The 22,119-nt window shown below is 69.9% G+C and carries 23 protein-coding genes; 11 read left to right on the forward strand and 12 right to left on the reverse strand.

The window, feature by feature from the left end; all coding sequences use genetic code 11:
- Positions 1-36: 36 nt before the first annotated feature.
- Positions 37-1,566: a CYTH and CHAD domain-containing protein gene (locus tag ACAM51_RS24930; RefSeq protein WP_369642214.1), complete on the reverse strand. Its 1,530-nt coding sequence runs from the start codon at positions 1,564-1,566 to the stop codon at positions 37-39.
- A 387-nt stretch (positions 1,567-1,953) separates the two neighbouring features.
- On the opposite strand from ACAM51_RS24930, the gene ACAM51_RS24935 reads away from it, so the two are divergent.
- On the forward strand, positions 1,954-3,609 hold the full coding sequence (locus ACAM51_RS24935; protein ID WP_255591399.1) for a methyl-accepting chemotaxis protein: 1,656 nt from the start codon (positions 1,954-1,956) through the stop codon (positions 3,607-3,609).
- A 15-nt stretch (positions 3,610-3,624) separates the two neighbouring features.
- Positions 3,625-3,828: a hypothetical protein gene (locus tag ACAM51_RS24940; RefSeq protein WP_218294188.1), complete on the forward strand. Its 204-nt coding sequence runs from the start codon at positions 3,625-3,627 to the stop codon at positions 3,826-3,828.
- 36 nt (positions 3,829-3,864) lie between these two features.
- On the opposite strand, the gene ACAM51_RS24945 is transcribed toward ACAM51_RS24940, so the two are convergent.
- Positions 3,865-5,151 (reverse strand): GGDEF domain-containing protein, encoded by a 1,287-nt coding sequence (locus ACAM51_RS24945; protein WP_218294189.1) that lies wholly within the window; start codon positions 5,149-5,151, stop codon positions 3,865-3,867.
- A gap of 89 nt (positions 5,152-5,240) precedes the next feature.
- On the opposite strand from ACAM51_RS24945, the gene ACAM51_RS24950 reads away from it, so the two are divergent.
- Complete coding sequence (locus ACAM51_RS24950) at positions 5,241-5,594, forward strand: DUF6172 family protein (protein WP_218340830.1); 354 nt, start codon at positions 5,241-5,243, stop codon at positions 5,592-5,594.
- A gap of 58 nt (positions 5,595-5,652) precedes the next feature.
- On the opposite strand, the gene ACAM51_RS24955 is transcribed toward ACAM51_RS24950, so the two are convergent.
- Positions 5,653-6,909, reverse strand: a complete 1,257-nt coding sequence (locus tag ACAM51_RS24955) for a DEAD/DEAH box helicase (RefSeq protein WP_369642215.1) — start codon at positions 6,907-6,909, stop codon at positions 5,653-5,655.
- A gap of 210 nt (positions 6,910-7,119) precedes the next feature.
- Between ACAM51_RS24955 and ACAM51_RS24960 the strand changes: the two genes are divergently transcribed.
- The 3 genes from ACAM51_RS24960 to ACAM51_RS24970 are packed head-to-tail and all read left to right on the forward strand — an operon-like array spanning position 7,120 to position 8,212.
- Entirely contained in the window at positions 7,120-7,590 is a 471-nt protein-coding gene (locus ACAM51_RS24960; RefSeq protein ID WP_218294192.1) for a DUF2721 domain-containing protein, read from the forward strand.
- Positions 7,587-7,949, forward strand: a complete 363-nt coding sequence (locus tag ACAM51_RS24965) for a translation initiation factor Sui1 (protein WP_369642216.1) — start codon at positions 7,587-7,589, stop codon at positions 7,947-7,949. The genes ACAM51_RS24960 and ACAM51_RS24965 overlap by 4 nt, the downstream gene beginning before the upstream one ends.
- 35 nt (positions 7,950-7,984) lie before the next feature.
- The gene (locus ACAM51_RS24970; RefSeq protein ID WP_218294194.1) at positions 7,985-8,212 is read left to right on the forward strand and encodes a DUF3820 family protein; all 228 of its coding nucleotides are present in this window, start codon (positions 7,985-7,987) and stop codon (positions 8,210-8,212) included.
- Between the two features lie 149 nt (positions 8,213-8,361).
- Here ACAM51_RS24970 and ACAM51_RS24975 read toward each other — a convergent pair whose 3' ends face one another.
- Complete coding sequence (locus ACAM51_RS24975; protein WP_369642217.1) at positions 8,362-8,568, reverse strand: hypothetical protein; 207 nt, start codon at positions 8,566-8,568, stop codon at positions 8,362-8,364.
- A gap of 262 nt (positions 8,569-8,830) precedes the next feature.
- On the opposite strand from ACAM51_RS24975, the gene ACAM51_RS24980 reads away from it, so the two are divergent.
- Entirely contained in the window at positions 8,831-9,004 is a 174-nt protein-coding gene (locus ACAM51_RS24980) for a DUF5668 domain-containing protein (protein WP_218294196.1), read from the forward strand.
- A 51-nt stretch (positions 9,005-9,055) separates the two neighbouring features.
- Here the strand turns inward: ACAM51_RS24980 and ACAM51_RS24985 are convergent, their stop codons facing one another.
- Together ACAM51_RS24985 and ytfE are read right to left on the reverse strand one after the other, a co-directional pair.
- The gene (locus tag ACAM51_RS24985; RefSeq protein WP_218340834.1) at positions 9,056-9,508 is read right to left on the reverse strand and encodes a group III truncated hemoglobin; all 453 of its coding nucleotides are present in this window, start codon (positions 9,506-9,508) and stop codon (positions 9,056-9,058) included.
- 17 nt (positions 9,509-9,525) lie between these two features.
- Positions 9,526-10,275, reverse strand: coding sequence for an iron-sulfur cluster repair protein YtfE (gene ytfE / locus ACAM51_RS24990; RefSeq protein ID WP_218340835.1), 750 nt, complete (start codon positions 10,273-10,275; stop codon positions 9,526-9,528).
- 90 nt (positions 10,276-10,365) lie between these two features.
- On the opposite strand from ytfE, the gene ACAM51_RS24995 reads away from it, so the two are divergent.
- Entirely contained in the window at positions 10,366-10,866 is a 501-nt protein-coding gene (locus ACAM51_RS24995; protein WP_218294199.1) for an Rrf2 family transcriptional regulator, read from the forward strand.
- A gap of 56 nt (positions 10,867-10,922) precedes the next feature.
- On the opposite strand, the gene ACAM51_RS25000 is transcribed toward ACAM51_RS24995, so the two are convergent.
- The 5 genes from ACAM51_RS25000 to serB all read right to left on the reverse strand — a co-directional run bounded on the left by ACAM51_RS25000 (position 10,923) and on the right by serB (position 16,016).
- On the reverse strand, positions 10,923-11,930 hold the full coding sequence (locus tag ACAM51_RS25000) for a helix-turn-helix transcriptional regulator (RefSeq protein ID WP_369642218.1): 1,008 nt from the start codon (positions 11,928-11,930) through the stop codon (positions 10,923-10,925).
- A 24-nt stretch (positions 11,931-11,954) separates the two neighbouring features.
- Positions 11,955-14,054 carry a molybdopterin cofactor-binding domain-containing protein gene (locus ACAM51_RS25005; RefSeq protein ID WP_369642219.1) on the reverse strand — a complete coding sequence of 700 codons (2,100 nt, stop codon included), beginning with the start codon at positions 14,052-14,054 and terminating at the stop codon, positions 11,955-11,957.
- Positions 14,051-14,515, reverse strand: coding sequence for a (2Fe-2S)-binding protein (locus ACAM51_RS25010; protein WP_218294202.1), 465 nt, complete (start codon positions 14,513-14,515; stop codon positions 14,051-14,053). Before ACAM51_RS25010 ends, ACAM51_RS25005 begins: the two co-directional genes overlap by 4 nt.
- A 158-nt stretch (positions 14,516-14,673) precedes the next feature.
- On the reverse strand, positions 14,674-15,270 hold the full coding sequence (locus tag ACAM51_RS25015) for a redoxin domain-containing protein (protein WP_369642220.1): 597 nt from the start codon (positions 15,268-15,270) through the stop codon (positions 14,674-14,676).
- A 32-nt stretch (positions 15,271-15,302) separates the two neighbouring features.
- Positions 15,303-16,016 (reverse strand): phosphoserine phosphatase SerB, encoded by a 714-nt coding sequence (gene serB / locus ACAM51_RS25020; RefSeq protein WP_218294204.1) that lies wholly within the window; start codon positions 16,014-16,016, stop codon positions 15,303-15,305.
- Positions 16,017-16,236: 220 nt separating this feature from the next.
- On the opposite strand from serB, the gene ACAM51_RS25025 reads away from it, so the two are divergent.
- The 3 genes from ACAM51_RS25025 (at position 16,237) to ACAM51_RS25035 (ending at position 19,464) form a co-directional block, all read left to right on the forward strand.
- On the forward strand, positions 16,237-16,845 hold the full coding sequence (locus ACAM51_RS25025) for a serine hydrolase (RefSeq protein ID WP_369642221.1): 609 nt from the start codon (positions 16,237-16,239) through the stop codon (positions 16,843-16,845).
- The gene (locus ACAM51_RS25030; RefSeq protein WP_369642222.1) at positions 16,787-17,860 is read left to right on the forward strand and encodes a serine hydrolase domain-containing protein; all 1,074 of its coding nucleotides are present in this window, start codon (positions 16,787-16,789) and stop codon (positions 17,858-17,860) included. Before ACAM51_RS25025 ends, ACAM51_RS25030 begins: the two co-directional genes overlap by 59 nt.
- A 77-nt stretch (positions 17,861-17,937) precedes the next feature.
- Positions 17,938-19,464 carry a carotenoid oxygenase family protein gene (locus ACAM51_RS25035; protein WP_369642223.1) on the forward strand — a complete coding sequence of 509 codons (1,527 nt, stop codon included), beginning with the start codon at positions 17,938-17,940 and terminating at the stop codon, positions 19,462-19,464.
- A 107-nt stretch (positions 19,465-19,571) separates the two neighbouring features.
- Here ACAM51_RS25035 and ACAM51_RS25040 read toward each other — a convergent pair whose 3' ends face one another.
- The gene (locus tag ACAM51_RS25040; RefSeq protein ID WP_369643889.1) at positions 19,572-21,929 is read right to left on the reverse strand and encodes a DNA polymerase II; all 2,358 of its coding nucleotides are present in this window, start codon (positions 21,927-21,929) and stop codon (positions 19,572-19,574) included.
- Positions 21,930-22,119 lie beyond the last annotated feature (190 nt).

The following is a 22,119-nucleotide window of genomic DNA, read 5'->3' on the forward strand; positions in this document are numbered from 1 at the left end:
CCAGAGGCCGGGCCCCTCCGCCTGCGTGCCGGCCTCTCAGCGCTTGCCCGTCTTGTGCAGGCGGGGCATTTCGGCAATGTGGCCCAGGGCCTCGTCGCAGGCAGCCACGGTCAGTGCCTGCCGCGCAGCCAGCCAGCCCACGCCAAACCAGGCCTTCGGGTCGGTGGCGGCGATGTCGCCATACAGCACGCTGGCCACGCGTTCATCGTTCAGCCGGCCCAGGGCCGCCAGCGCGGGCTGCAGGCTGTCGAGGAAAGATTCCCCTTCGGCGTCCAGCGCAGGCGCCACGAACTCCGTGAGATAGCGCAAGCGCTTGAGGCGCTTGCGCAGGCGGTGTTGCTCATCCACCGGCAGGGCTGCAAAGCCCTGGGCCCCCTGGCGCACCCTGGCGTGCAGGCGGTGCAATCGCTTTTGCAGCAGGCGGCGGGTGTCCCGGGCCTCCAGGCCTTGGTCCCCGGCCGCCGACGCGTCATCGCGGCCCCGGGCCGTGAACGCCATGAGGGCGATGAGTGCCGCCTGGAACGCGGGCGTGCGCGCGATGATGGCGGCGGCGGGAGCCTGGTCCGCCGCCGCACGCACCTCCAGCGCAGGCGCGCCCGCATCGCGCATGTCGGCGACGATGGCCTGCAGCGCCTGGCCCCGGTCGCGCAGCTGGCCCAGGCGCTGGAATACCTCCACCAGCGGTGGCTCCCAGGCGGGGTCGAACGCGCCGGGGGCCAACGGCGCCAACTCGCGCAAGGCCGTGCGCAGCCGGCGGATGCCGATGCGCAGCTGGTGCACATGTTCCTCGTCGCCCCCGCCTTCCACGATCTCGCTGGCATTGCCCAGGATCTGCTGGAGGCAGTGCGCCACCACCACGCGCTGCAGGCCGCGCCCCTGCAAAAAGTGCTTGCGCTGGCCGCTGGCACGCAGGGGGGCGGCCTTGGTGGCGGGCCGGGCCCATTGCGCGGCCAGCAGCCGCTCGCCGCGCTCCGCCTTGGACACCGTGCTCAAAAACAGCCCGTGCCGTGTGGCCCACCGGGCGGCGATGGCCGCCAGGCCTGATACCGGCCCGGTCTTGAGCTCCAGCTCCAGCTCGCAGATGCGCGCCTCTTTCTGCTGCGGCGTGCCACGGTGGGCGATGACCTGCCCGGTGTCCAGGGCCAGCTCCACCACGCCGCCCTTGAAGGCGATGTCCCGCGTCACGCGGTCCATGGCGGTGCCATAGGTTTCGGCCAGGGGGCCGCTGGCGCCCTGCAGCGCGTGCAGCAGCCGGGTGCCCGCCAGGGTGCCGGCATGCAGTGCGGGGTGGGGCTCGGGGGCGGGGCCCGCGGCGTGGGCCGGGCCCCGGTCCACGTTGTGCTCCTCCCGGTCCAGGGGGCCGTCACCCAGGGCCTTGACGGTCTGCACCCACAGGTCGCCTTCGCGGCGCAGCCGCAGCGCGATGCCGCGGGCCGCCAGCGCGCCATCGGGCGTGTCGAAGTAGCGGGCCTCCATGCGGATGGACGCGCACGGGCCCCGGCGCGCGGCCGCCTGCACGGCCGCCAGGCGCTCGGGAGGAATGCAGAACTTGAATTCGATTTCCATGGGTTTTATTTTGCCTGCGCGTGGAGGTGTTTTTATTTCTGCGGAGAGAAAATGCAGTGGTGAATAATGCGTGGAGATAATCGGAAATATCCAAGAATGATCATCATGATAATTTATTGAATGACCCCAGTGGCATCAAGCGTACCCGTGCCTTGCATCGAATTCCCGGTTGGCTGCCGGATGTGGCGGGGATTCGGCGGATTATAGGGTGGCCATGAATATCCGTGTTCGAATTGCCCTGTTCTTCGGTGGAGGATGTGTCAATACTTCCGTTTGGGCCTTGATTATCTATTGGTCACGGTTCTGTCATTTGAAACAATTAGTATCTTCTGGGTGCCCGGGGTCGTCTCCGGTGGCCATTCAAGAGGATTCCAGATGCTTCAGAAAATGAAAATTGGCACCAGGCTGGCCCTGGCATTTGCAGTGCTTCTGCTGCTGATCTCCGCGCTGGCGGCTGGCGGCATCAGTGGCGCCAAGCGCCTGACGGAGCGCAGCGCGGCGCTGTATGGGGACCGCACGGTGCCCATGGGCGTGCTGGCCGAGATCAGCCACCTGACCCAGCGCAACCGCGTGCTCGTGATGGACATGCTGATGGACCCCGGCACCAGCAATCTGCAGGCAAGCCATGCGGCGCTGTCCGCGAACGTGGAGCGAATCCGGGCCCTGTGGAAGTCCTACACCGCCAAACCCCTCGGCGAGCAGGAGCAGGCGCTGGCCCGGGCCTTCGCGCAGGCCAATGCCGCGTACCTGGACAAGGGGCTGATTCCCGCGGCCGCGGCGCTGGTGGCGGGCAAGTACGACGATGGCTCCGAGCTCTACATCAGCCAGATCCGGCCCCAGGCCGCGAAGGTGCAGGATGCCGTGGAACAGCTGGTGGCGTTGCAGATCAGCCTGGCGGACGCGGAGTTCGGTGCGGCCCGGCAGATGAGCGAAACCATCCATGTGTGGATGCTGGCGGCCACCGTGCTGGCGCTGCTGGCGGGCACGGCGATGGCATGGGTCATCACCCGGTCGATCTCGCATCCGCTGCGGCAGGCCGTGGCGTTGGCGCGGACGGTGGCCGGAGGCGACCTGAGCGCGCAGATCGAGGTGCGCGGTGCCGACGAGACGGCGGAGCTTCTGGGGGCGCTGCGCGAGATGAACCAGCAGCTGGTGCGCGTCATCACCGAAGTGCGCGAGAGCACCGAGTCGGTGGCGCAGGAGGCCGTGCTGATCGCGGGGGGCACCGAAGACCTGGCCCGCCGCACGGAGACGCAGGCCTCCAATCTGCAGGAGACGGCTGCCTCCATGGAGCAGCTCACCATCACGGTGCAGCACAACACCGACAACGCCCACCGCGCCACCCACCTGGCGCAGGAGGCCAGCAAGGTCGCGAACGAAGGCGGCAGCGTGATGCGCAATGTCATCGCCACCATGCAGGAGATCCATGTCCAGTCGCAAAAGATCACGGACATCATCAAGGTGATCGACGACATCGCGTTCCAGACCAACCTGCTGGCCCTCAATGCGGCCGTCGAGGCCGCCCGCGCGGGGGAGCAGGGGCGGGGCTTCGCCGTCGTGGCCGGGGAAGTGCGGGGGCTGTCGCAGCGCAGCAGCACGGCGGCGCGCGAAATCCGGGGGCTGATCACGGCGAGCGTGGATGGGGTCGAGCGGGGCTCGGCGCTGGTCGGCCAGGCGGGCGAGCGCGTGGCCAATACGGTGCGGCATGTCGATCAGGTGGTGGAGCTCATCAGCGAGATCCGGGACGCCGGCCAGGAGCAGTCCCGGGGCATCGCGCAGATCGGTGAAGCCGTGCGCCAGCTTGACGCCGCGACGCAGAAAAATGCGGCGCTGGTGGATGACAGCTCGTCGGCGTCCACGGGCATGAAGCACCAGGTGCGGCGGCTGCTGGAAGTGATCCACCAGTTCCGCCTTGCCCCAGACGGCGCCGCCGCGGCGGTGGACGGGACGGCGCCGCAACCATCGGGCGGTGCGCGGCAGCTTCTGGCGGCACCGCCACGGCCCCAGGCGGCGCACAAGCGCCTGGCCACGGTGCCGCGCTAGGACGGAGCCCTTTCCATGAACAGGACCGATGTACTGATTGCCATTGCCGAGGTGGCGCGCACGGGAGGCGCTTCGAGCCCCGAGGACTCCATTTCGCAGCTGGCCATGGTCATCGACGGCCTGGAGCTGTCCAGCAGTGGTTCGGAGATGGCGATGGAGATGCTGCTCAAAAGCGCCGCCTGCCTGTGGAACCTGCAGCAGGAGCGGCTGCGCCTGTGAAGCACCGGGAGGCGGGCGCTGCCCCGGTGCGCCTTCTCAGCGCGGGGCCGGTGGCGGCTCTTGCGGGGCGGCCACGTCGAGGGACGCGATCTGGTTGCGCCCCTGGTGCTTGGCCAGGTACAGCGCCTGGTCGGTACGGTCCAGCATGTCGCGCAGGCTGCGGTCGCTTTGCCGGAAGGCGCCCAGCCCCAGGCTGGCGGTGATGCCATAGCCGTGGCCCGCCTCGTCGGCCAGGCGCAGCGCGCGGATGCTCTGGAGAATGCGCATGGCCACTTCCATGCCCTCGGCCAGCGCGGTCAGCGGCAGCAGCACGCCAAACTCCTCGCCCCCCAGCCGGCCCACCGTGTCGCTGGCGCGCAGCTGGCTCTTGACGGCCTGGGCAAACGCCACCAGCGCGCGGTCGCCCTCCAGGTGGCCAAAGCGGTCGTTGATGGACTTGAAGTGGTCCAGGTCCAGCATGAGCAGCGCGAGCGGCTCGCCGTTGCTGCGCGAGCGCGCGTACACCGATTCGGCGCATTCCAGGAACGCGCGGCGGTTGGCCATCCCCGTCAGCATGTCGGTGGTGGCCAGGCGCTGCAGCTCGCGCTCCAGGTTCTTGCGCTGCGTCACGTCGCGGTAGATGCCCTCCACGCCCGCGAAGTTGCCCGCATGGTCGTACAGCGCGTGGCTGCTGATGGAGATGTCGATCACCTGCCCGTCGCGCCGCACCATCTGGCCGGGAAAGTCCGACACCTCGCCTTTTTCCACGATGGCGGCCTTGAACGCGTCGCGGTCGGAGCTGTGCGGGTAGTACGACTCGGCGGTGCGGCCCTCGATCTCGTGGGGCTCATAGCCCAGCACGCGCCGCACGCCCGGGCCCACGTGCTGCACGACACCCTTGGCGTCCGTGCGGTAGTACACGTCCTGCATGTTCTCGAACAGGCGGCGGAAGTTCTGTTCGCTTTCGCGCAGCTGGTCCTCGATCTCGCTCTGGTGCGTCATGTCCAGGCCGCACATCAGCACGGCGGGGGCGCCCTGCCACTCCACCGCCACGCTGCTGATCAGCACCATGCGCAGGTTGCCCCGCAGCGTGCGGATGCGGAACTCCGACGGCTTGTTGGGCCGTCCTCCCTGCCCGGGCACTGTGACCTGCTGGACACGGTGGTTGGAGCGCACGCGGTCCATGGGATGCACGAAGTCGTCCGAGGGCCTGCCGATGAGGCTGTCCGGGCCCGGTGCCTCCAGGAGATCCAGGCCGGCGGCGTTGGCAAAGCGGATGATGCCCCCCTGGGTGACCAGTACAGCCGCTGGCAGCAGTTGCAGCAGACGGAGGTCGTTGAACATCGGCGTGACGTAACAAAAGGTAATGCCCCATTGTGGCACCGGGGTGGGCCGGTGGGAATCGATGTTTGTCACAGGCGGTACCATCGCCCATGAGAAAAACTTTCCAACTCCACGTTGAAGGCAAGAACCGCGACCGCGTTCTGGATGCCGTCAAGCACGAAATCCGCAAGTACATCAAGCGCGAACGGCGCCGCGAGCTGCCCGAAGGCGCTGACTTCTGGGACTTTGACTGCCAGTTCGGCCGGACCAGGGAAGACGCCGCCGCGGCGCACCTGTCGGCCTTGACCGGGCTCATCAACGAAGTGGCGGCAGAAGGCGGCCCGCAGTTCCATGTGGAGATCGTCGCCAGGCCCGGCAAGCGCACGCCCCGGCCCGCGGGCGAGCCCGGGGCCCCGTCCGGCCAGGACGGCGGCGGCATGGACGAGGCCGGCGAAGGGGCTTGACCCCGGGCCGTGGCGAGCGGGCGGCCAGGAGCCCCCGCGGGTGTTCGACAGGCTCCTTCTAGGAGCCTTTTTTGTCTGCGGCCGCCGCAGCGCGCAGCTTGTCCTTCTTGCTGGGCCGCTTTCCCTTGATGCCGCCGGTGCCCTGGGGGTCGGCGGCCGAGGCCGGTGCGGGGGCCTCGGTGGGCTCAAAGCCCGCAATCTGCTCGCGCGGCAGGCTCAGGTGCTGGCGTTTTTCGATGAGCCGGAAGTGCGCTTCGGCATCGGCCGTCACGAAGCTCACGGCCACACCGCTCTCGCCCGCGCGGCCCGTGCGGCCGATACGGTGCACATAGTCCACGGCCGAGCGGGGCAGGTCGTAGTTCACCACGGCCGGCAGCTGCGCGATGTCGATGCCGCGCGCGGCCAGGTCGGTGGTCACCACCACCTGCCAGCGTTCGTCCTTGAACTCCTGCAGCACCTGCTTGCGCGCGCCCTGGCTCAGGCCGCCGTGAAAGGGACTGGCGAAAATGCCGGCCTTGTACAGCTTTTCGGCCACATGCTCGGCCGCGTACTGCGTGGCCACGAACACCAGCACGCGCGGCCAGCCGTGCTCCTTGACCAGGTGCCGCAGCAGCTGGGTGCGGCGGGCGGCATCCACCGCGATGGCGCGCTGCTCGATGGCGGGCTCGTTGCCCGGGGTGTGGGGCACTTCCACGCGCACCGGGTTTTTCAGCAGGCCGTCGGCCAGCGCCTGCACGGCGGCGGGAAAGGTGGCTGAAAAGAACAGGTTCTGCCGCTGGGCGGGCAGCAGGGCCAGCACGCGCGCCAGCTCTTCGGCGAAGCCCAGGTCCAGCAGGCGGTCGGCCTCGTCGAGCACCAGGTGCGCCACGGCGGACAGCCGCAGCGCGTTGTGCTCCACCAGGTCCAGCAGGCGGCCCGGCGTGGCCACCACGATGTCGGCGCCGCCGCGCAGCCCCAGCATCTGCGGGTTGATCGACACGCCGCCGAACACGATGGCGATCTTCAGCGGCTGCTGCAGGTGCTGGGCCAGGCTGCGCAGCACCTCGCCCACCTGGGCGGCCAGCTCGCGCGTGGGCACCAGCACCAGGGCGCGCACCCTGCGCGGGCCGCCGGTGGCGCCCAGTTGCAACTGCTGCAGCAGGGGCAGGGCGAAAGCGGCCGTCTTGCCCGAACCCGTCTGCGCGGCGCCCAGCAGGTCAGCGCCTTGCAGGACGGCTGGAATGGCGCCCGCCTGGATGGGCGTGGGCGCCACGAAACCCGCCTTTTCGGCAGCGTGGACAAGGGCAGGGGACAGACCGAGGGAGGCAAAGGGCATGGAGGCAGCGCTGGAGCGGCGTTGAAAGCGGACGCACGACAGCGCGAACGGGGAAAGATGGGGGGATTGTCGCCGCAGTTGCCCTCGGGGCCCGTGCGCCGCCTCGGCGCGCTGGCGTGCCGGGCCTTGCGGCGGGCCCCGTGGGTGGCCACCGCCCTGATAATCAGGCACCGGCGGTTCGCCGGTTTTTCCCTTGTCTTTCCCCGCACCATGGCCCTTACCCTTGATTCCTCCGCCATCACCCACGGCATCCAGCTGGCGGTGGCGCCCGTGTTTTTGCTCACGGCCGTGTCCGGCATGATCGGCGCCGTCGCGGGCCGGCTGGCCCGCATCATCGACCGGGCCCGCGTGGTGGAAGACCGCGCCCGTGCCAACACCGAGCCCGAGTTTCTGGCCCGCGCCTACAGCGAGCTGGCAGATCTGCGGCTGCGCGGGCGGCTGGCCAACGGGTGCATCGGGCTGCTCACGTTCTGCGCGTTCCTGATCGGCACCACCATCATCCTGCTGTTCCTGGGCGAGACCACCAACTTCCAGTCCAACCGGCTGGCGGTGGCGGGCTTCCTGGCGGGAGTCGCGTCGTTCTTGCTGGCGCTGGTGTGTTTCCTGACCGAGACGCTGCTGGCCACGCGGTTGCTCAACTTCCACATGCTGCAGCAAGAGGTGGAAGGTAAAAAGCCATGAAGTCGTTTGCCGACCTGGGCGGCCTGGTGTATTCCACCGACTCCGGCCGCATGTGCCCGGGCTGCCGCCAGCCCGTGGCGCAGTGCACCTGCCAGCAGAACAAACCCTTGCCCACGGGGGACGGCATCGTGCGCGTGTCGCGCGAAACCAAGGGGCGCGGCGGCAAGGCCGTGACGCTGGTCAAGGGCGTGCTCGTGGACGGTGCCGCGCTGGAGCAGCTGGGCAAGCAGCTCAAGGCCGCCTGCGGCAGCGGCGGGACGGTGAAGGACGGTGTGATCGAAGTGCAGGGTGACCATGTGGAGCGCGTGATGGTCGCCCTCCAGAAGCTGGGCCACAAGGTCAAGCGCACGGGAGGCTGAGGCCCCCTGAAACGAAAAGAAGGCACCGCACCACGATGGATCCCGAAAAACTGCAGCGCCTGGTCACCCTGGAGATGCCCTATGGCAAGTACAAGGGAACGGTGCTGGCCGATCTGCCGGGCAACTACCTGAACTGGTTCGCGCGCGAGGGTTTCCCCAAAGGCGAACTGGGGCAACTGCTGGCGCTGATGCACGAGATCGACCACAACGGTTTGTCACACCTGCTCAAACCGTTGCGTGGGGCGCGCGAACTGAACACTTGATCGCTGGTCGCGCGGGGCGCACGCCTGCCTGCCTGCTGCGCGACCAGCATGGGCCCAGGAATTGGCGAGGGCATGCGAAGACCTGCCGAGCCCGTGCCGGTCCTTGCACCGGCCACAGGCCTCACCCCGGAAGTGGTTCTGTGCGCCCCTCAGCCCTTGTGCTGGCCTGTGCTGCTGTGCAAGCTGGCGTAGTTGATCGCAATGAGTTGCGCGATAGCGAGAATATCGGCGCGTGAGTGGTCGGCTCCGGGGAACAGATCTTTCGCCAGGCTCTGGGCTTCTATCACTTGTTTCGAGGCGAGTTCGCTGGCTCGATAGAGCCCTCGTGCAAGGACGATGTCTGCGTTCTGGGTCATGTTGTTCTCCTGATTTTTCTGAGAGCCTCAGTATGAACTCCCACCCGTTCTATGGGCTTGGGGGAATGCCATTGGCGCCTCCGGTGGGAGGGTATCGCCGGGCTGGCGCATAGAGATCAAAACAACCGGCTGGCGGACACAGGGAGCCACCAGTGGCACGGCGGCGGCCAGCTTCACGGCATTGAGCCTTCGTGTCTCCTGGGGAGTCTGCGTGCCGCCATAATCGCCTTCGATACCAACTCACCACTCCGAGGGAATGCACATGAAGGGCAATATTGCGGCGATCGTCCTGGTCGTGCTGGGCGTGTTTTTTCTGCTGACCAATCTGGGGCTGATCAGCATCAGCCTGCGCGAGTTGCTGCGGGTATGGTGGCCGGTCGCGCTGATCGCGGTGGGCGTGGCCCTGTTCTTTACGCCCGGTACCAAGGGCAAGTAAGGCCGGGTTCGCGGGGCACCCGCAACACGGACCATCGCCCCGAGCGCGGGGTCAGCCGCCGGCCCGCCGTGGGCCGTGCCCGTCGTCTTCGCGCGGCGGCACAAAGGCCGGGTCGCTGCCGAAATAGCCCCGGAACAGGTTGCGCGCGATGCCATGCGCCGCCACCTGCAGGCTGTCCGCCACCTCGGGCGTGAACAGGCGCTCCGTGTGGTGCTGCCACAGCCTCACCCAGGCGGCGAAGTGGGCTGGCGTGACGCCGTCCAGCGCCATGTGCTTGCCGAAGACATCGCCGCGGAAGCTGCGCGTGCCCAGCGCCACCGTGCTCCAGAAATCGACAAGCCGCTGCAGGTGGTTCTCCCACTGGCCGTGCAGTGCCTTGTCGAAAACGGGCCCCAGGAGCGGGTCGGCCCGCACATCGGCGTAAAAGCCATGCACCAGTTGCGTGATGCTCTGCACGCTGGGTGCCGAGGCCTTCCCGGGGGGCGTGGCTGCCGGATCGCTCATGGCCGTGCGGCTCCCGCTCAGCTGCAGCCGCAGCCCGACGAACCGCAACCCTGCGAGGGGGCCGCCGCACCTGCCTCGAACGGCGGGAACAGCACGTTGTTTTCGAGGTGGATGTGGTTGATGAGGTCGTCACCCAGCTGGGCGATGCCCGCATACAGGGCGCGCCAGGTGTTGCAGGCGCCCTGGGGGGGCGTGGCGTCGTTGGTCAGGGCGTTGAGCTTGTCCAGCGCGGCGCCATGGTCCACGTGCTCGGCACGCATCATGCCGATGGGCTGGCCCACGAAGGGGTTGCCCCCGGCCTTGAGCATCGGAAACAGCACCTGTTCTTCCTTGGCCATGTGCGAAAGCAGTTCACCGTGCATGTCTTCCAGCAGGTCGGCCAGCCCAGCAGGCACCATGGGGTTGTCGCGGTGCACGGCTTCCACGCGGCGGGCCATGCGGATCAGTTCGGGCAACTGGGCGCGGTGCACCTCATGGTAGCGCGCCAGGATGTGGTCGATGAGCGCGCCGGGCGAGGCGGCTTCGGGCAAGGCGTCGCTGCGCTGCAGGGCCGCCAGTTCCGCCAGGACGGCATGGGCGTCCAGCCCCTTCTCGGCGGCGGCATGGGCCAGGCTGACCTGCCCGCCGCAGCAGAAGTCGAGCTTGAGCCGCCGGAACACCGCTGTGGCGCCGGGCAGCTGCACGGCAATCTGGCCGATCTGCTGATCCGCGCCGAGGGGCGCGTGTGCGGGGTGGGCGGTTTGCAGGTGATCAACGCGGGCGTTCATGGCGATCCTTTAAAGATTCATTTGATGTGAATATTTTATCCAATAAAATTCTCGGTAGATGCATCTTTTAATTGACCTGGGGCAAATCCCATGCGCCTGACCCAATGGACCGACTACACGCTGCGGGTGCTCATGTACTGCGCTGCCACCGAAGGCCGCCAGCAGCCGGTGACCATCACCGAGGTGGCGCAGGGCTACGGCATCTCGCGCAGCCACCTGATGAAGATCGTGCAGCAGCTGTCCGCCCAGGGGTTGCTGGAGACGACGCGCGGCCGGGGAGGCGGCATGCGGCTGATGCGGCCTGCGGGCACCATCAACATTGGCGCGGTGGTGCGGGCCACCGAGACGGATTTCAATCTGGTGGAGTGTTTCGACCCCGCCACCAACCAGTGCCGCCTGAGCAGCCATTGCCGCCTCAAGGGCGTGCTGTGGCAGGCCATGCAGGCCTACCTGGCGGTGCTCGATGGCGTGACGCTGGAGGATCTGATGGCGCCACAGGCCGCCGCCCTGGGCTTCGGCGCCCTGCCCACCGTGGCTGTGCCTCGCAACGGGGCCGCGCGGCGGGCCGCGCCGGATGGGGTTGAATTCTGAGCGAAAAAGGGCTGTGGCGCTTTACTGTCAAGCGCAAGGTGCTATTAAAAACATAGTCACCGAGGGGTTTGCACCGGCTCCCCGAACGCCTGCCGGTAGCGGGCGGGGGTCAGGCCCACATGGCGCGCGAATTCGCGCGTGAAATGCGGCTGGTCCGCGAAGCCGCAGGCAAAACCGATCTCCGCCAGGCCGTGGCGCTCCTGCAGCAGCCACTGCGCGGCGGCGCGGGCCCGGGCCTCCGCCACGATGCTGCGGCAGCTCAGGCCGGTGCCTGACAAGGCCCTTTGCAGACTGCGGCGCGCGAGCCCCGCCTGGCGCGCCAGCGCATCCACGGTGTGCGGGGCGGCGGGGTCTTGCAGCACATGGCGGGCAAGCGCATGCGCGAGGGGCGGCCAGGGCAGGGGGTCGCACAGGCCGGTGGCGGCACTCGGCGGTGGTGCCTCGGGGGCGCGTGCGCCGCTGGCTTGCCAGTGCAGCACCCACTGGTCCACCTTGCCGTGCGCCATGAGTTGCGCGAGCCGTCCGTCCAGGTCCCCGTCCAGTCCCCCTCCCCGCCGGTCATCGGCATCCCATCGCAGGCGGGACGCAGCCATCTCCACTCCCAGTGCGCGCACGCCCAGGGCCTTTCCGGCGCCCAGCAGCACACCCAGCACGGCGAGGCTTTCGGTGGGCAGGGGCGGCTGGGCCACGCCAGCGCGTGCATGATGGCGCAGTTGCAGGCGCCCTGGGCCCAGGGCCTGCACGCTGACCTGATGGCGGGAGTGGACGTAGCGCTCCAGGCGTTGCCAGCGGGCGAGCAGGGCGGCCATGTCGGCGGCGCCCATCAGGGCCCGGTGCACGGGGTCGCCTTGCAGCAGGTCCACCCGCTGGGCCAGCCGCAGCAGCATCGCGGGCCCGCCCTGCCGCAGGATGGCTTCCACCACCGCGCGCTTGCAGGCCAGGGGCACGCGGCTGCCCTGGGGACCGCCGTGCAGGCCATGGGGCGCGGGCGGCGGCGCCAGGCCGTGCGCGTGCATGGCGCGCACCAGCAGGCGGACCATGGCGGCGCTGGCGAAGTCTTGCATGGGGCCGGATTGTGCCCGCGCGGCCTAGCGCGGGGCCAGCGCGTGTTGCACGTCCGCGCGGCGCACGGGCAGGCGGGTGAACCGCACGCCGGTGGCGTCGCGCAGCGCGTTGGCGATGGCCCCCGCCCCTGCGACTATGGCGGTCTCGCCGGCGCCCGTCGGGGGCTCGCGGCTGTCCACCAGGTGCACGTGCAGCGGCGGCACGTCGCCCATGCGCGGCAGCGGGTAGTCGGCGAAGGTGGCCGCCGCCACGCCCGAACGCGCCACGGGGACTTGCTCCAGCAGCACCATGCCCAGGCACCAGACGAGGTTGCCCTCGGTCTGGGCGCGCACGCCATCGGGCTGCAGGACGAGGCCGCAGTCGTGGGCGCACCAGATCGCGGTCACGCGCACCTCGCCCGTGCCCCGGTGCACCTCCACATCGGCCACGGCGGCGGCGTAGCTCAAGCCCTTGTAGATACCGCCCGCGATGCCGCGGCCGCGCAGCGTGGTGGCGTCGCTGCGGGGGCGTTCGCCCCAGCGCGCGTGGCTGGCGGCTTGCGCCAGCACGGCGCCAAGGCGCGTGTCCGAGGTGTGGCGCAGGCGCCAGTCCAGCGGGTCGGCCCCCGCGAGGCGCGCGCATTCGTCCATGGCGCTTTCCACGGCCAGGGTGTTGGGCCCCGCGCCCAGGCCGCGCCAGGGGCCCGTGTGCACGGGCAGCCGGGCGGCGGTGAATTCGATGCGCTGCCGGGGCACGCCATACGGCAACTGCGCGCCGCGCGCCACGCCGCTGTCGCCCGCCAGGTCGGCCAGGCGTTGCATCCACACCGGCATGGCGGCGGGCGTGAACAGGATGTGGCTGCTGGCGAAGGCATGCCACCAGTGGGTCAGGCGCCCCTGGTGCACGCGGGCGCGGATGCGGTGGCTCGACGGCGGGCGCTGGAAGCCCTGGGCAAATTCCTGCGCGCGGCTCCATTGCACCTTGACCGGCGCGCCCGCCGCCTGGGCGAGCACGGCGGCTTCCAGCTCCACCGTGCACAGCGTGCGCCCGCCAAAGCCGCCACCCACGCGGCAGGCCTGCACCGCGATGCGCCCCGCCTCCAGGCCGAGCTGGCGGGCGAGCACGTCGCGGATGTAGAACATGTCCTGCGTCCCGGCCCAGACGCGCAGCGCGGGGCCTTCGCCTTCCTGCGGCATCCACTGCGCAGTGGCGCTGCGGGGCTCGATGGGAGCGTGGGCGGCCAGCGGGATGTCCATGCGCAGGTCCAGCGTCCACAGGGTGTCCCCGGGCACGTCGTCCTGGCGCACGGCATGCTGCAGGCGGCCACGGCGCAGGTGCTGGTCGATGTCGATGCGCTCGTCGATGGCTGGCTGCCCGAAGGCGCCATCCACCTCCCACTGCACGGCTAGCGCGGCCTCGATGCGGTCGAGCGCGGCGGGCGTGCGCGCCACGATGCCCAGGCCCCGGCTGCCCATCTGCCGCAGGCGGGGGCTTTGCAGCACGGCCACGCAGGCGGGGTCGGCGCGCGCGGCGGCCTCGTCGAAGGACCGGGGGTGCGAGGTCAGCTCGGCCGACACCGGTGCGCGCAGCACGCGTCCGTACAGCAGCCCGGGCAGGCGCGTGTCGCCCGCGAACAGGGGCTGGCCCGTGACGATGGCGTGCAGCTGGCCGGGGGCCGGGGCGGCGGGCGGCCGGGCGCCTGCGCGCGGCTGCAGGCTGCGCAGGGCGCTGGCAGGGATGTCGCGCGCGCCGAGCGTGCCCGTGGTCCGCCCCTGGGCCAGCGCCTCGCGCAGGGTGGCGCAGGCGCGTGCCAGCGGCAGGGCGAAATCCTGCACGCTGGCGCTGCCCACGGTGGCGCGCATGCGGGCGATGTCGGTGGTGGCGGGCAGCCGCAGGTGCACCTGCGCGGGCGGCACGCCCAGCTCCTGGGCCGCCAGGCCCTGCAGCGCGGCGCTGATCTGCTGGCCCATCTCGGTGCTGGGCAGCCACAGCGTGTAGCGGCCGCCTTCGTGGCGTATCCAGCCCAGGGCGTCATCGGCGGTGGAGGTGGGGCGCTGGGGGATCACCGGCACCAGCGAGCAGCCCGCCAGCGTGACCGTGAGCGCCCCGGCGCCAGCGGTGGCCAGAAACTGGCGGCGCTTCATGGCGCGGTGCCCTGGGCGGCCTGGTGGATGGCCGCCCGCACCCGGTGCTGGGTGCCGCAGCGGCACAGGTGGGCCGACATGGCGGCGTCGATCTGCGCATCGGTGGGCCGGGGCGTGGCGCGCAGCAGGGCCACCGCGCCCATGATCTGGCCGCTCTGGCAGTAGCCGCACTGGGGCACGCGCAGGTCCAGCCAGGCCTGTTGCACGGGGTGCAGCGTGCCGTCGCCCGCAGCCAGCCCTTCGACGGTGGTGACGGCGCGCCCCTGCAGCCCGCGTGCGGTGTGCAGGCAGGCGCGCTGCGCCACCCCGTCAATGAGCACCGTGCAGGCGCCACATTGGCCCACGCCGCAGCCAAAGCGGGTGCCGACCAGGCCCAGCGGCTCGCGCAGCAGCCAGAGCAGGGGTTCGTCCTCCCAGCCGGGCGGCACGGGCTGGTGTTGCTGGTTCAGGGTGATGTGCATGCGGGCCTCCGGTGGTGGTATGGAGGCCAGTGTGCAAAGGCAGGGGCGGCACGTCTTGAAGATCTGCGCCAGACGGACCGGTGCGGCAAGGGGCTCGCCACGCCAGGGATATGAATGAAAATGGCCGCTAGCGCTTATTCTTCAAGCGTTGGTAGCTATTATTTCGGGAGCATGGCATTCCACTGCGGCATGGTCTGCGCCCACCACAGGCGCAGGCGCATCGCCCATTGCGGCGTATAGCCCGAGGTGGCGAACCGCACCTGGCCCTGGGCGTCGATGATCACCAGCGCGGGCACGGCGCGCACGCCCCAGCTGCGCGAGAGCGTGCCCTGCGGGTCCACCGCCGTGGGCCAGGCCATGCCGCGTTGGCGCTGCACCTGCGCGACCCGCTCGGCATTGCCCGATTGCATGGCCACGCCCAGCAGGGGCCAGTCGGTGGACAGGCTGGCGATGCCGGGCTCTTCCAGCTTGCAGACCGCACACCATTCGGCCCAGAAATGCAGGGCCACGGCCTGGCCGGGGTGCTGCGCGCGCCATTGCGCCAGGGTGGTGCCGGCGGGCGGGGTGGTGGTGGCGCCGGTGGGGTTGGATGCCATCACCAGCAATGCATCGGGCGCGGGCCCCCGGGGCAGATCGCGCGTGCGCCAGGTGTCCACCGCCACGACGGCGATCCACGCCAGCGCGAGGGTGGCCAGGTGCTGCTTCCAGCCAGTGCGCAGTGAGAACCATGCGCGGGCGAAGAAGGACCGGAGCATGGCGGGGCGATGCGCGGGCGAAGGACTGTGGATCAGCGCAGCACTTCCAGCAGGCGGTCCAGCCCGCCCTGGTTGATGGCCACCTTGGCCTGCGCACGCACGGCGGGCTTGGCGTGGTAGGCCACCGACAGGCCCGCGGCATCCATCATGGGCAGGTCGTTGGCGCCGTCGCCCACGGCGATGGCCTGGGATGGCGCAATGCCCATGAGCGAGGCCACTTCCAGCAGCGTGCGGCGCTTTTCCGCGCCGTCGCAGATGTCGCCCCAGGCCTGGTCCACCATGCGGCCGGTGAGCTGGCCGTTGTCCACCTCCAGCATGTTGGAGCGGGCGAAGTCGATGCCCAGCCCGGCCTTCACACGGTCGGCAAAGAAGGTGAAGCCGCCCGAGACCAGCAGCGTGGTCAGGCCCGCGGCCTTGGCGGCGGTGATCAGCTCCTGGGCGCCGGGGTTGAAGCGCAGGCGCTCGCTGAACACCTGCTCCATGTGCTGCACCGTCACGCCTTTGAGCAGGGCCACGCGCTGGCGCAGGCTTTCCTTGTAGTCGGTGATGATGCCCTGCATGGCGGCTTCGGTGATGGCGGCCACCTCGGCCTTGCGGCCGGCGGCATCGGCGATCTCGTCCACGCACTCGATGTTGATGAGGGTGGAGTCCATGTCGAACGCGATGAGTTTGTAGGCGGACAGGGACAGCGGGGGTTCGATGCCCTGGACAACAAGGCCGGGGGCGAATTCGGTGGCGTTTTTCATGGCGGGGCGCTCTTGGCAAATGCGGAGATCGGAACCCGCAATGGTATCGCCCGTGCCCCGGGGCTCGGGCGGAGGCGGGCAGGGCCGCATCGGCCCGGCGCCTGCTGGCGATGCCGGCGTGGAAAAACGGCAACGGTCCCCGCACAGCGGGCCGGAGCGCGCACGGCCGAGCGCATATGATTCCCGCACAACATGCAACGGAGGGAGGCAGGCGATGGCGATGCACAGGGGACGCAGGGCGGCTGGGCAGGCCGGCGCCGCACCGATCAACCGCAGGCAGGCCACGGCCGTGCTGCTGGCCGGTGCCGCCGCACCCTTCGCGGTGGCGGCCGCGCAAGATGCCGCGGCGCCCGCACCACAGGCCGCCCCCGCTGTGGCCCCATGGCCGGGCGACAACTGGGCCGAAAGCACGCCCGAGGCCCAGGGCATGGACTCCGCGGCGCTGGCCAGGCTCATCGGCTACGGCGCCGCGCAGGGCATGGACAGCCTGCTCGTCACGCGCCACGGCACCCTCGTGGCCGAAGCCTTCTACGCCCCCTACCGCGAGGGGCTCCAGCACGCCGTCAACTCCACCACCAAGGGCATCGTCGCCACGCTCACCGGCATGGCCATCCAGGACGGGCTGATCGCCTCGCGCGACGTACCCGTGCTCGACTTCTTCGAAGGCCGCCAGGTCGCCAGCGCCGATGCCGCCAAGAAGGCCATGACCCTGGGCCACCTGCTGGACATGACCTCGGGCCTGCAACTGGATCGAGCCGCTGAGCGACGCCGTGCCCGAGACCATGCTGCAGCTGGCCCGCGCGCGCGACTGGCAGGGCTTCGTGCTTGACCGGCCCATGGCCCAGGCGCCTGGCGCGGGCTTCAACTACAACAGCGGCAACACCCACCTGCTCTCGGCCATCCTCGCGCACAAGACCGGCGGCAGCACCCTGGCCTATGCGCAAAAGCGCCTGTTCGGCCCCCTGGGCATCACCGACGTGCGCTGGCGCAAGGACCCGCAGGGCATCGAAATGGGCGGCTGGGGCCTGTACCTGCACCCGCGCGACATGGCGCGCATCGGGTACCTTTACCTGCGCCGGGGCCAGTGGAACGGCCGCCAGCTGCTGCCCGCCGCCTGGGTGGAGCAGGTCTTCAATCCGGTGGTGGACATGGGTTTCGGCAGCGCCGCGCCTGCCTTCAGGTACGCCAACGGCTGGTGGAGCATCCCGTCCAGGCGCGCCTACTTCATGGCCGGCTTCAACCGCCAGCTCATCGTGGTGCTGCCCGACCTGGACGTGGTCGTGGCGGTCACGGGCCGGCGCAACTACCCGCTGCCTCCGTTCCTCGACCAGATCATTGCGGCGGCCCGCTCGCACGAGCCGCTGCCCGCCGACAGCGCCGCGCAGGAGCAGCTGGCCGCGCGCATCCGCGACGCCGGGGTGGAAAAGCCCAGTGCCAGCCCGGCCACCACCCCCGAGCTGGCCGCCACCGTCTCGCGCAAGGCCTGGGTGCTGGAGCGCAACCCCCTGGGCATCCAGCGCCTGGTGCTGGACCTGACCCCCGCCAACCCGCGCTATGAAGTCACGTTCGATCCCGGCCGCCCGGAGCTGCCGCGCGAGCCCGTGGCCGGCCCCCTGGGCCTGGACGGCCTGTACCGCACCGCCCCGCAGGGCCCCGACAGGGTCATCGCCATCAAGGGCCACTGGCTCGATGCGCAGAGCTTCCAGCTCATCTCGCGCTCGGTGGCCGATGGGGAGGTCACCGTCATCACGCTGACATTCGAGGATGGCGGGAAGGCGGTGAACGTGGGGCTGGAGAACAACTGGGGGGTCAGGGGGCAGGTGCGGGGGCGGGCTGCCGGGTAGGGGCGGCATGTGCGAGTTCCCTGGGTAAATTTCCACTGCAGCCTTGGCCCGGTTTGGGACATGATGGACGCACACCCGTGCCAAGACGCCTGAACAGCCATTTCGACCAGAAGCCCATGACCCTCGCCCAGTCCGCAGCACCAGCGCCATCCAGCCCCCTGGGCCGCCTGCGCGGCCTCCAATCCATCGCCCGCGAAATGTCCGACGCCCCGGTCGAGATCCGCGGCCAGATTCCCCCATGGCTCATCGGCGGCAGCCTGCTGCTCAACGGCCCGGCGCTGTGGGACCTGCCGCACGGCAGCTACGAACACTGGTTCGATGGCCTGGCCATGCTGCACCGGGTACGGCTGGCCCCGGGGGACATGGGCGGGGCCAGTGCCACCTACCGCAGCCGCTACCTGCAGACCGACGACCTGCGCGAAAGCCTGGCGGCGCGCAAGCCGGCGCGTGCGGCCTTTGGCACGCCGGACCCGGCGGGCTTCTTCACGCGCTTGCGCCACCTGCGCCACCCCAAGGTGACGGACAACGGGGCGGTGGTGATGGCGCGCATCGGCTCGCAATGGGTGGCGCAGACCGAGACGCCGCTGCTCACCAGCTTCGATCCCGACACGCTGGCCACCACGGGGCGCATCGTGTACGACGATGCCGAGGTGATCCACGTGATGTCGGCCCATGGCATGACGGACGCGCAGGGCGCCTACTGGAACGTGGGGCTGGAGGTGGGCCCCCAGTGCACCTACAAGCTGTTCAAGATCGTCCAGGGCAGTCGGCGGCGCGAGGTGCTGGCGCGCTGGTCCGTGCGCCAGGCCGGCTACCTGCATGCGTTTGCGATGACGCCCACCCATGCCATCGTGTGGCAGCCGGCCATGCGGCTCAACGCGATCAAGCTGGCGCTGTCGGGCAGGGGTTTCATCGACAGCTTTGCGTGGAACCAGCCCCTGGGCTCGCGCATCGACGCCATCTCGCTCATCGACGGCAGCGTGCGCAGCTGGGTCGTTCCGGCGATGACCGGTTTTCATGCCGTGCAGGCCTGGGACGAGCCCAGCCCCGACGGCCGTGGCGCACCCGTGCTGGTGCTGGACCTGTGCACCACCGATGGCCCCGAGATCTTCAGCGCCCTGCGTCTGGAGCGCCTGCGCGCCGGGGTGCCGGTGGGCGTGCAGCACCGCGTGCAGCGCTACCGGCTGGAGCCCGGCCGCAGCCATGCGCAGCCCCGGACGCTGGTGGAAGGCGCCAGCGTGGAGCTGCCCGCCGTGCATGGCGCCTACTGGGGCCGGAAGCAGTCCCGCCACGCCTGGTTCGCGGGCTTCGACCCCGAAGGCAAGGCGCCCATGTTCGACCGTACCGTGAAGCTGGACCTGGACGGCGGCCGCATCGCCGGCATCTGGCAGCGCGAGGCCGCCGTGCAGATGGAACCCCTGTTCGTGGACCGCCCCGGCTCCAGCGCCGAGGACGACGGCGTGCTGCTGGTGCCCACGCTGGCCGAGGACGACACCGGCACGGTGATCGGCGTGGTCGACCCGGCCAGCATGCACTGCCTGGCCACGCTGCACCTGCCGCAGGTGGTGCCGTTCGGCTTCCATGCGGCGTGGAAGCGGGCCTGAGATGAGCGTCTTCACCTGCACCGCAACCGCACCGCGCCGGTAGCAGCGGTGCGCCCGGCGGTTTGTGCCTTGCCCTGGGCCCGCCTTGCCGAGCCAGGTGGCTGGCGCTAGAACAGGTCCTGCTGGGCCGAGGTCAGGTGGGAGAAACTCTCGCCCAGCGGCTGCAGGATGGCGTCCGCGATCGGCTGGATCTGCTTGGTGAGGTAGTGCCCGTAGTCGATGGGGGAACGGCGCGCCTCCAGCGGCTCCGGCCCGTTGCGGGTCATGACGTAGCGGATCCAGCCGCCGCTCTGGTACTGCTGGGGCCGGCCCCTGCGGGCGTTGTATTCGTCGGCCATGCGGGCGGCACGCACCTGTGGCGGGACGTTGGCCACGTAGGCGTCCAGGCGGTGGCGCAGGCGCTTGCGGTAGACGAGCAGGTCGTCCTTGCCGCCGGCCAGGGTGGCCTGCGCGTAGCCGGCCACGAAGTCCCGGTAGGGCATGCCCTGGAACACGCGCGAGAGCAGCCCTTCCTGGAACTGCCGGGCCAGGGGCGTCCAGTCGCTGCGGGCCATCTCCAGGCCGCGGTAGACCATCTCCTCCTTGCCCTCCACGTCCACGCTCAGGCCGGCGTAGCGCTTCTTGCTGCCCACGTCCGATCCGCGGATGGTGGGCATGAAGAACTTCCTGTAGTGCGTGTCGAACTCGATCTCGAGGTAGTTCTCAAGGCCCTGCTCTTCGCGCAGGGTGCGCGTCCACCAGGCGTTGATGTCCTTGACCAGCCCTGCGGCCACGGCGTGCGCCTCGGCGTTGGTGTGGGTGCGCCTGAGCCAGATGAAGATGGAGTCGGTATCGCCGTAGATGGCCTCGTAGCCGCGCTGCTCCACGAAGTCGCGGGTGGCTTTCACCATCGCATGGCCGCGCAGGGTGATCGCCGAGATCACCTGCGGGTTGAAGAAGCGGCATTCCGACGCACCGAGCACGCCGGCGAACGAGTTCATCACCAGCTTCAGCGCCTGGGACAGGGGCTCGTTCTTCGCGCGCTTGGCCTCGTCGCGCGCGCGCCAGAGGGTGGTGACGATCTCCGGCAGGCAGTGCCTGTCGCGCGAGAAGCGCGTGCCCAGCGGGCCCCGGATCAGCGGCGCCGCGTCGCTGGCGTGCAGGCCCTCCACATACCCCACCGGGTCGACGAGGAAGGTGCGGATGATCGAGGGGTACAGGCTCTTGTAGTCCAGCACCACCACGGAGTCGTAGAAGCCGGGCCGGGAGTCCATCACGTAGCCGCCGGGCGAGGACTTGCCCTGGATCTCGCCCACATTCGGGGCCACGTACCCCAGGCGGTGCATGCGCGGCAGATAGTGGTGGCTGAACGCGGCGATGGAGCCGCCGAAGTGGTCCATCTGCAGGCCGGTGGTGTGGGCCCGCTCCATCACGAACTGCAGCAGCCGGGCCTTCTCGAAGATGCGCAGCACCAGCTCGCAGTCGCGGATGTTGTAGGTGGCCAGCGCGGGCTTGTCGTGCTGGTAGCGCCGCTCGATCTCGGCCATCTTGTCGTACTCGTCCCCGATCTCCTTGCCCTCGCCGAGCAGTTGCTGCGAAACGTTTTCGAGGCTGAACGACGCAAAGCTCCACACGGCCGCACGCAGCGCCTCGATGCCGTCGATGACCACCCGCCCGGGCATGGGCGCGAAGAGGTAGCCCTGCTTGCCCGGGTGCGTGCGCCAGGCAATGGGCCGGCGCTCGCGGCCCGGCAGCAGCGGCGTGGCGCACTCGTCGGCGGTCTTTTGCAGCACATGCAGGTCGAACTGGATCACGTTCCAGCCGATGACCACGTCCGGGTCGTTGCGCTCGAACCAGTCGTTGAGCTGCTCGATCATCGCTTGGCGGGTGGGGCAGTAGACGAGCGCAAAGCCCGGGGGCTCCGTGGGCGCGGAGGGCGGCTCGCCCAGCATGTACACCACGCGCTCGGCCATGCCGTCGAGCGCGATGGAGTACAGCGCCTGGTGCTGGCTGGTCTCGATGTCCAGCGACACGACCTTCAGCGTGGGCCGGTAGTCGGGCGCGGGCAGCAGCCTGCAGTCCACGCGGGCGCCGTTTTCGGTGCGCCCGCCTTCCACCAGCACGCCAGCGGTGATGAAGCGTTCCATCAGGTAGCGCTCGTGCGGGCGCACATCGGCTTCGAGCAGGGAGATGCCCAGCTGCTGCAGCGAGCGCGCCAGGCGCCCCAGCTGCCGAAAGTGCCTGGCGTAGACCCCGATCACGGGCTCCTGCTGAAAGCTCTTGAGGTCGAGCGCGCGCAGCTCCACGTCCGGCAGGGCCAGGAGCTGCGCGTCCACCGTGCCCCGGTGCCGCGCCTCGACGAAGGCCACCGAGGTCTGGCCGGTCAGCAGCACCTTCAGCGGCCCGGCATCCGTCGCCAGCCAGTACTCGATCTCGGTGCCCGCCGGTGTGTCCCGCCAGTGGCGCGTGAGGATGAAGCCCTTCATGGGGATGGAGGCCACGGGCAGGCAGAAGGCACGCAAGGGGGTGGGAGGATCGTCGGGGTGCTGATTCTCGCCGAAGCAGCGGGCGGATGCCGTTGCCCCGCCACGCTCACCCGGTGTGGCGCTGGCGCCTTGATTCACCGGCCCGGAGTGGGGCCTTTGCCGGCGGTGCCCGGCGCTACGATGGCAGCCC

This window comes from Acidovorax sp. A79 (assembly GCF_041154505.1).
GTDB lineage: Bacteria > Pseudomonadota > Gammaproteobacteria > Burkholderiales > Burkholderiaceae_C > Acidovorax.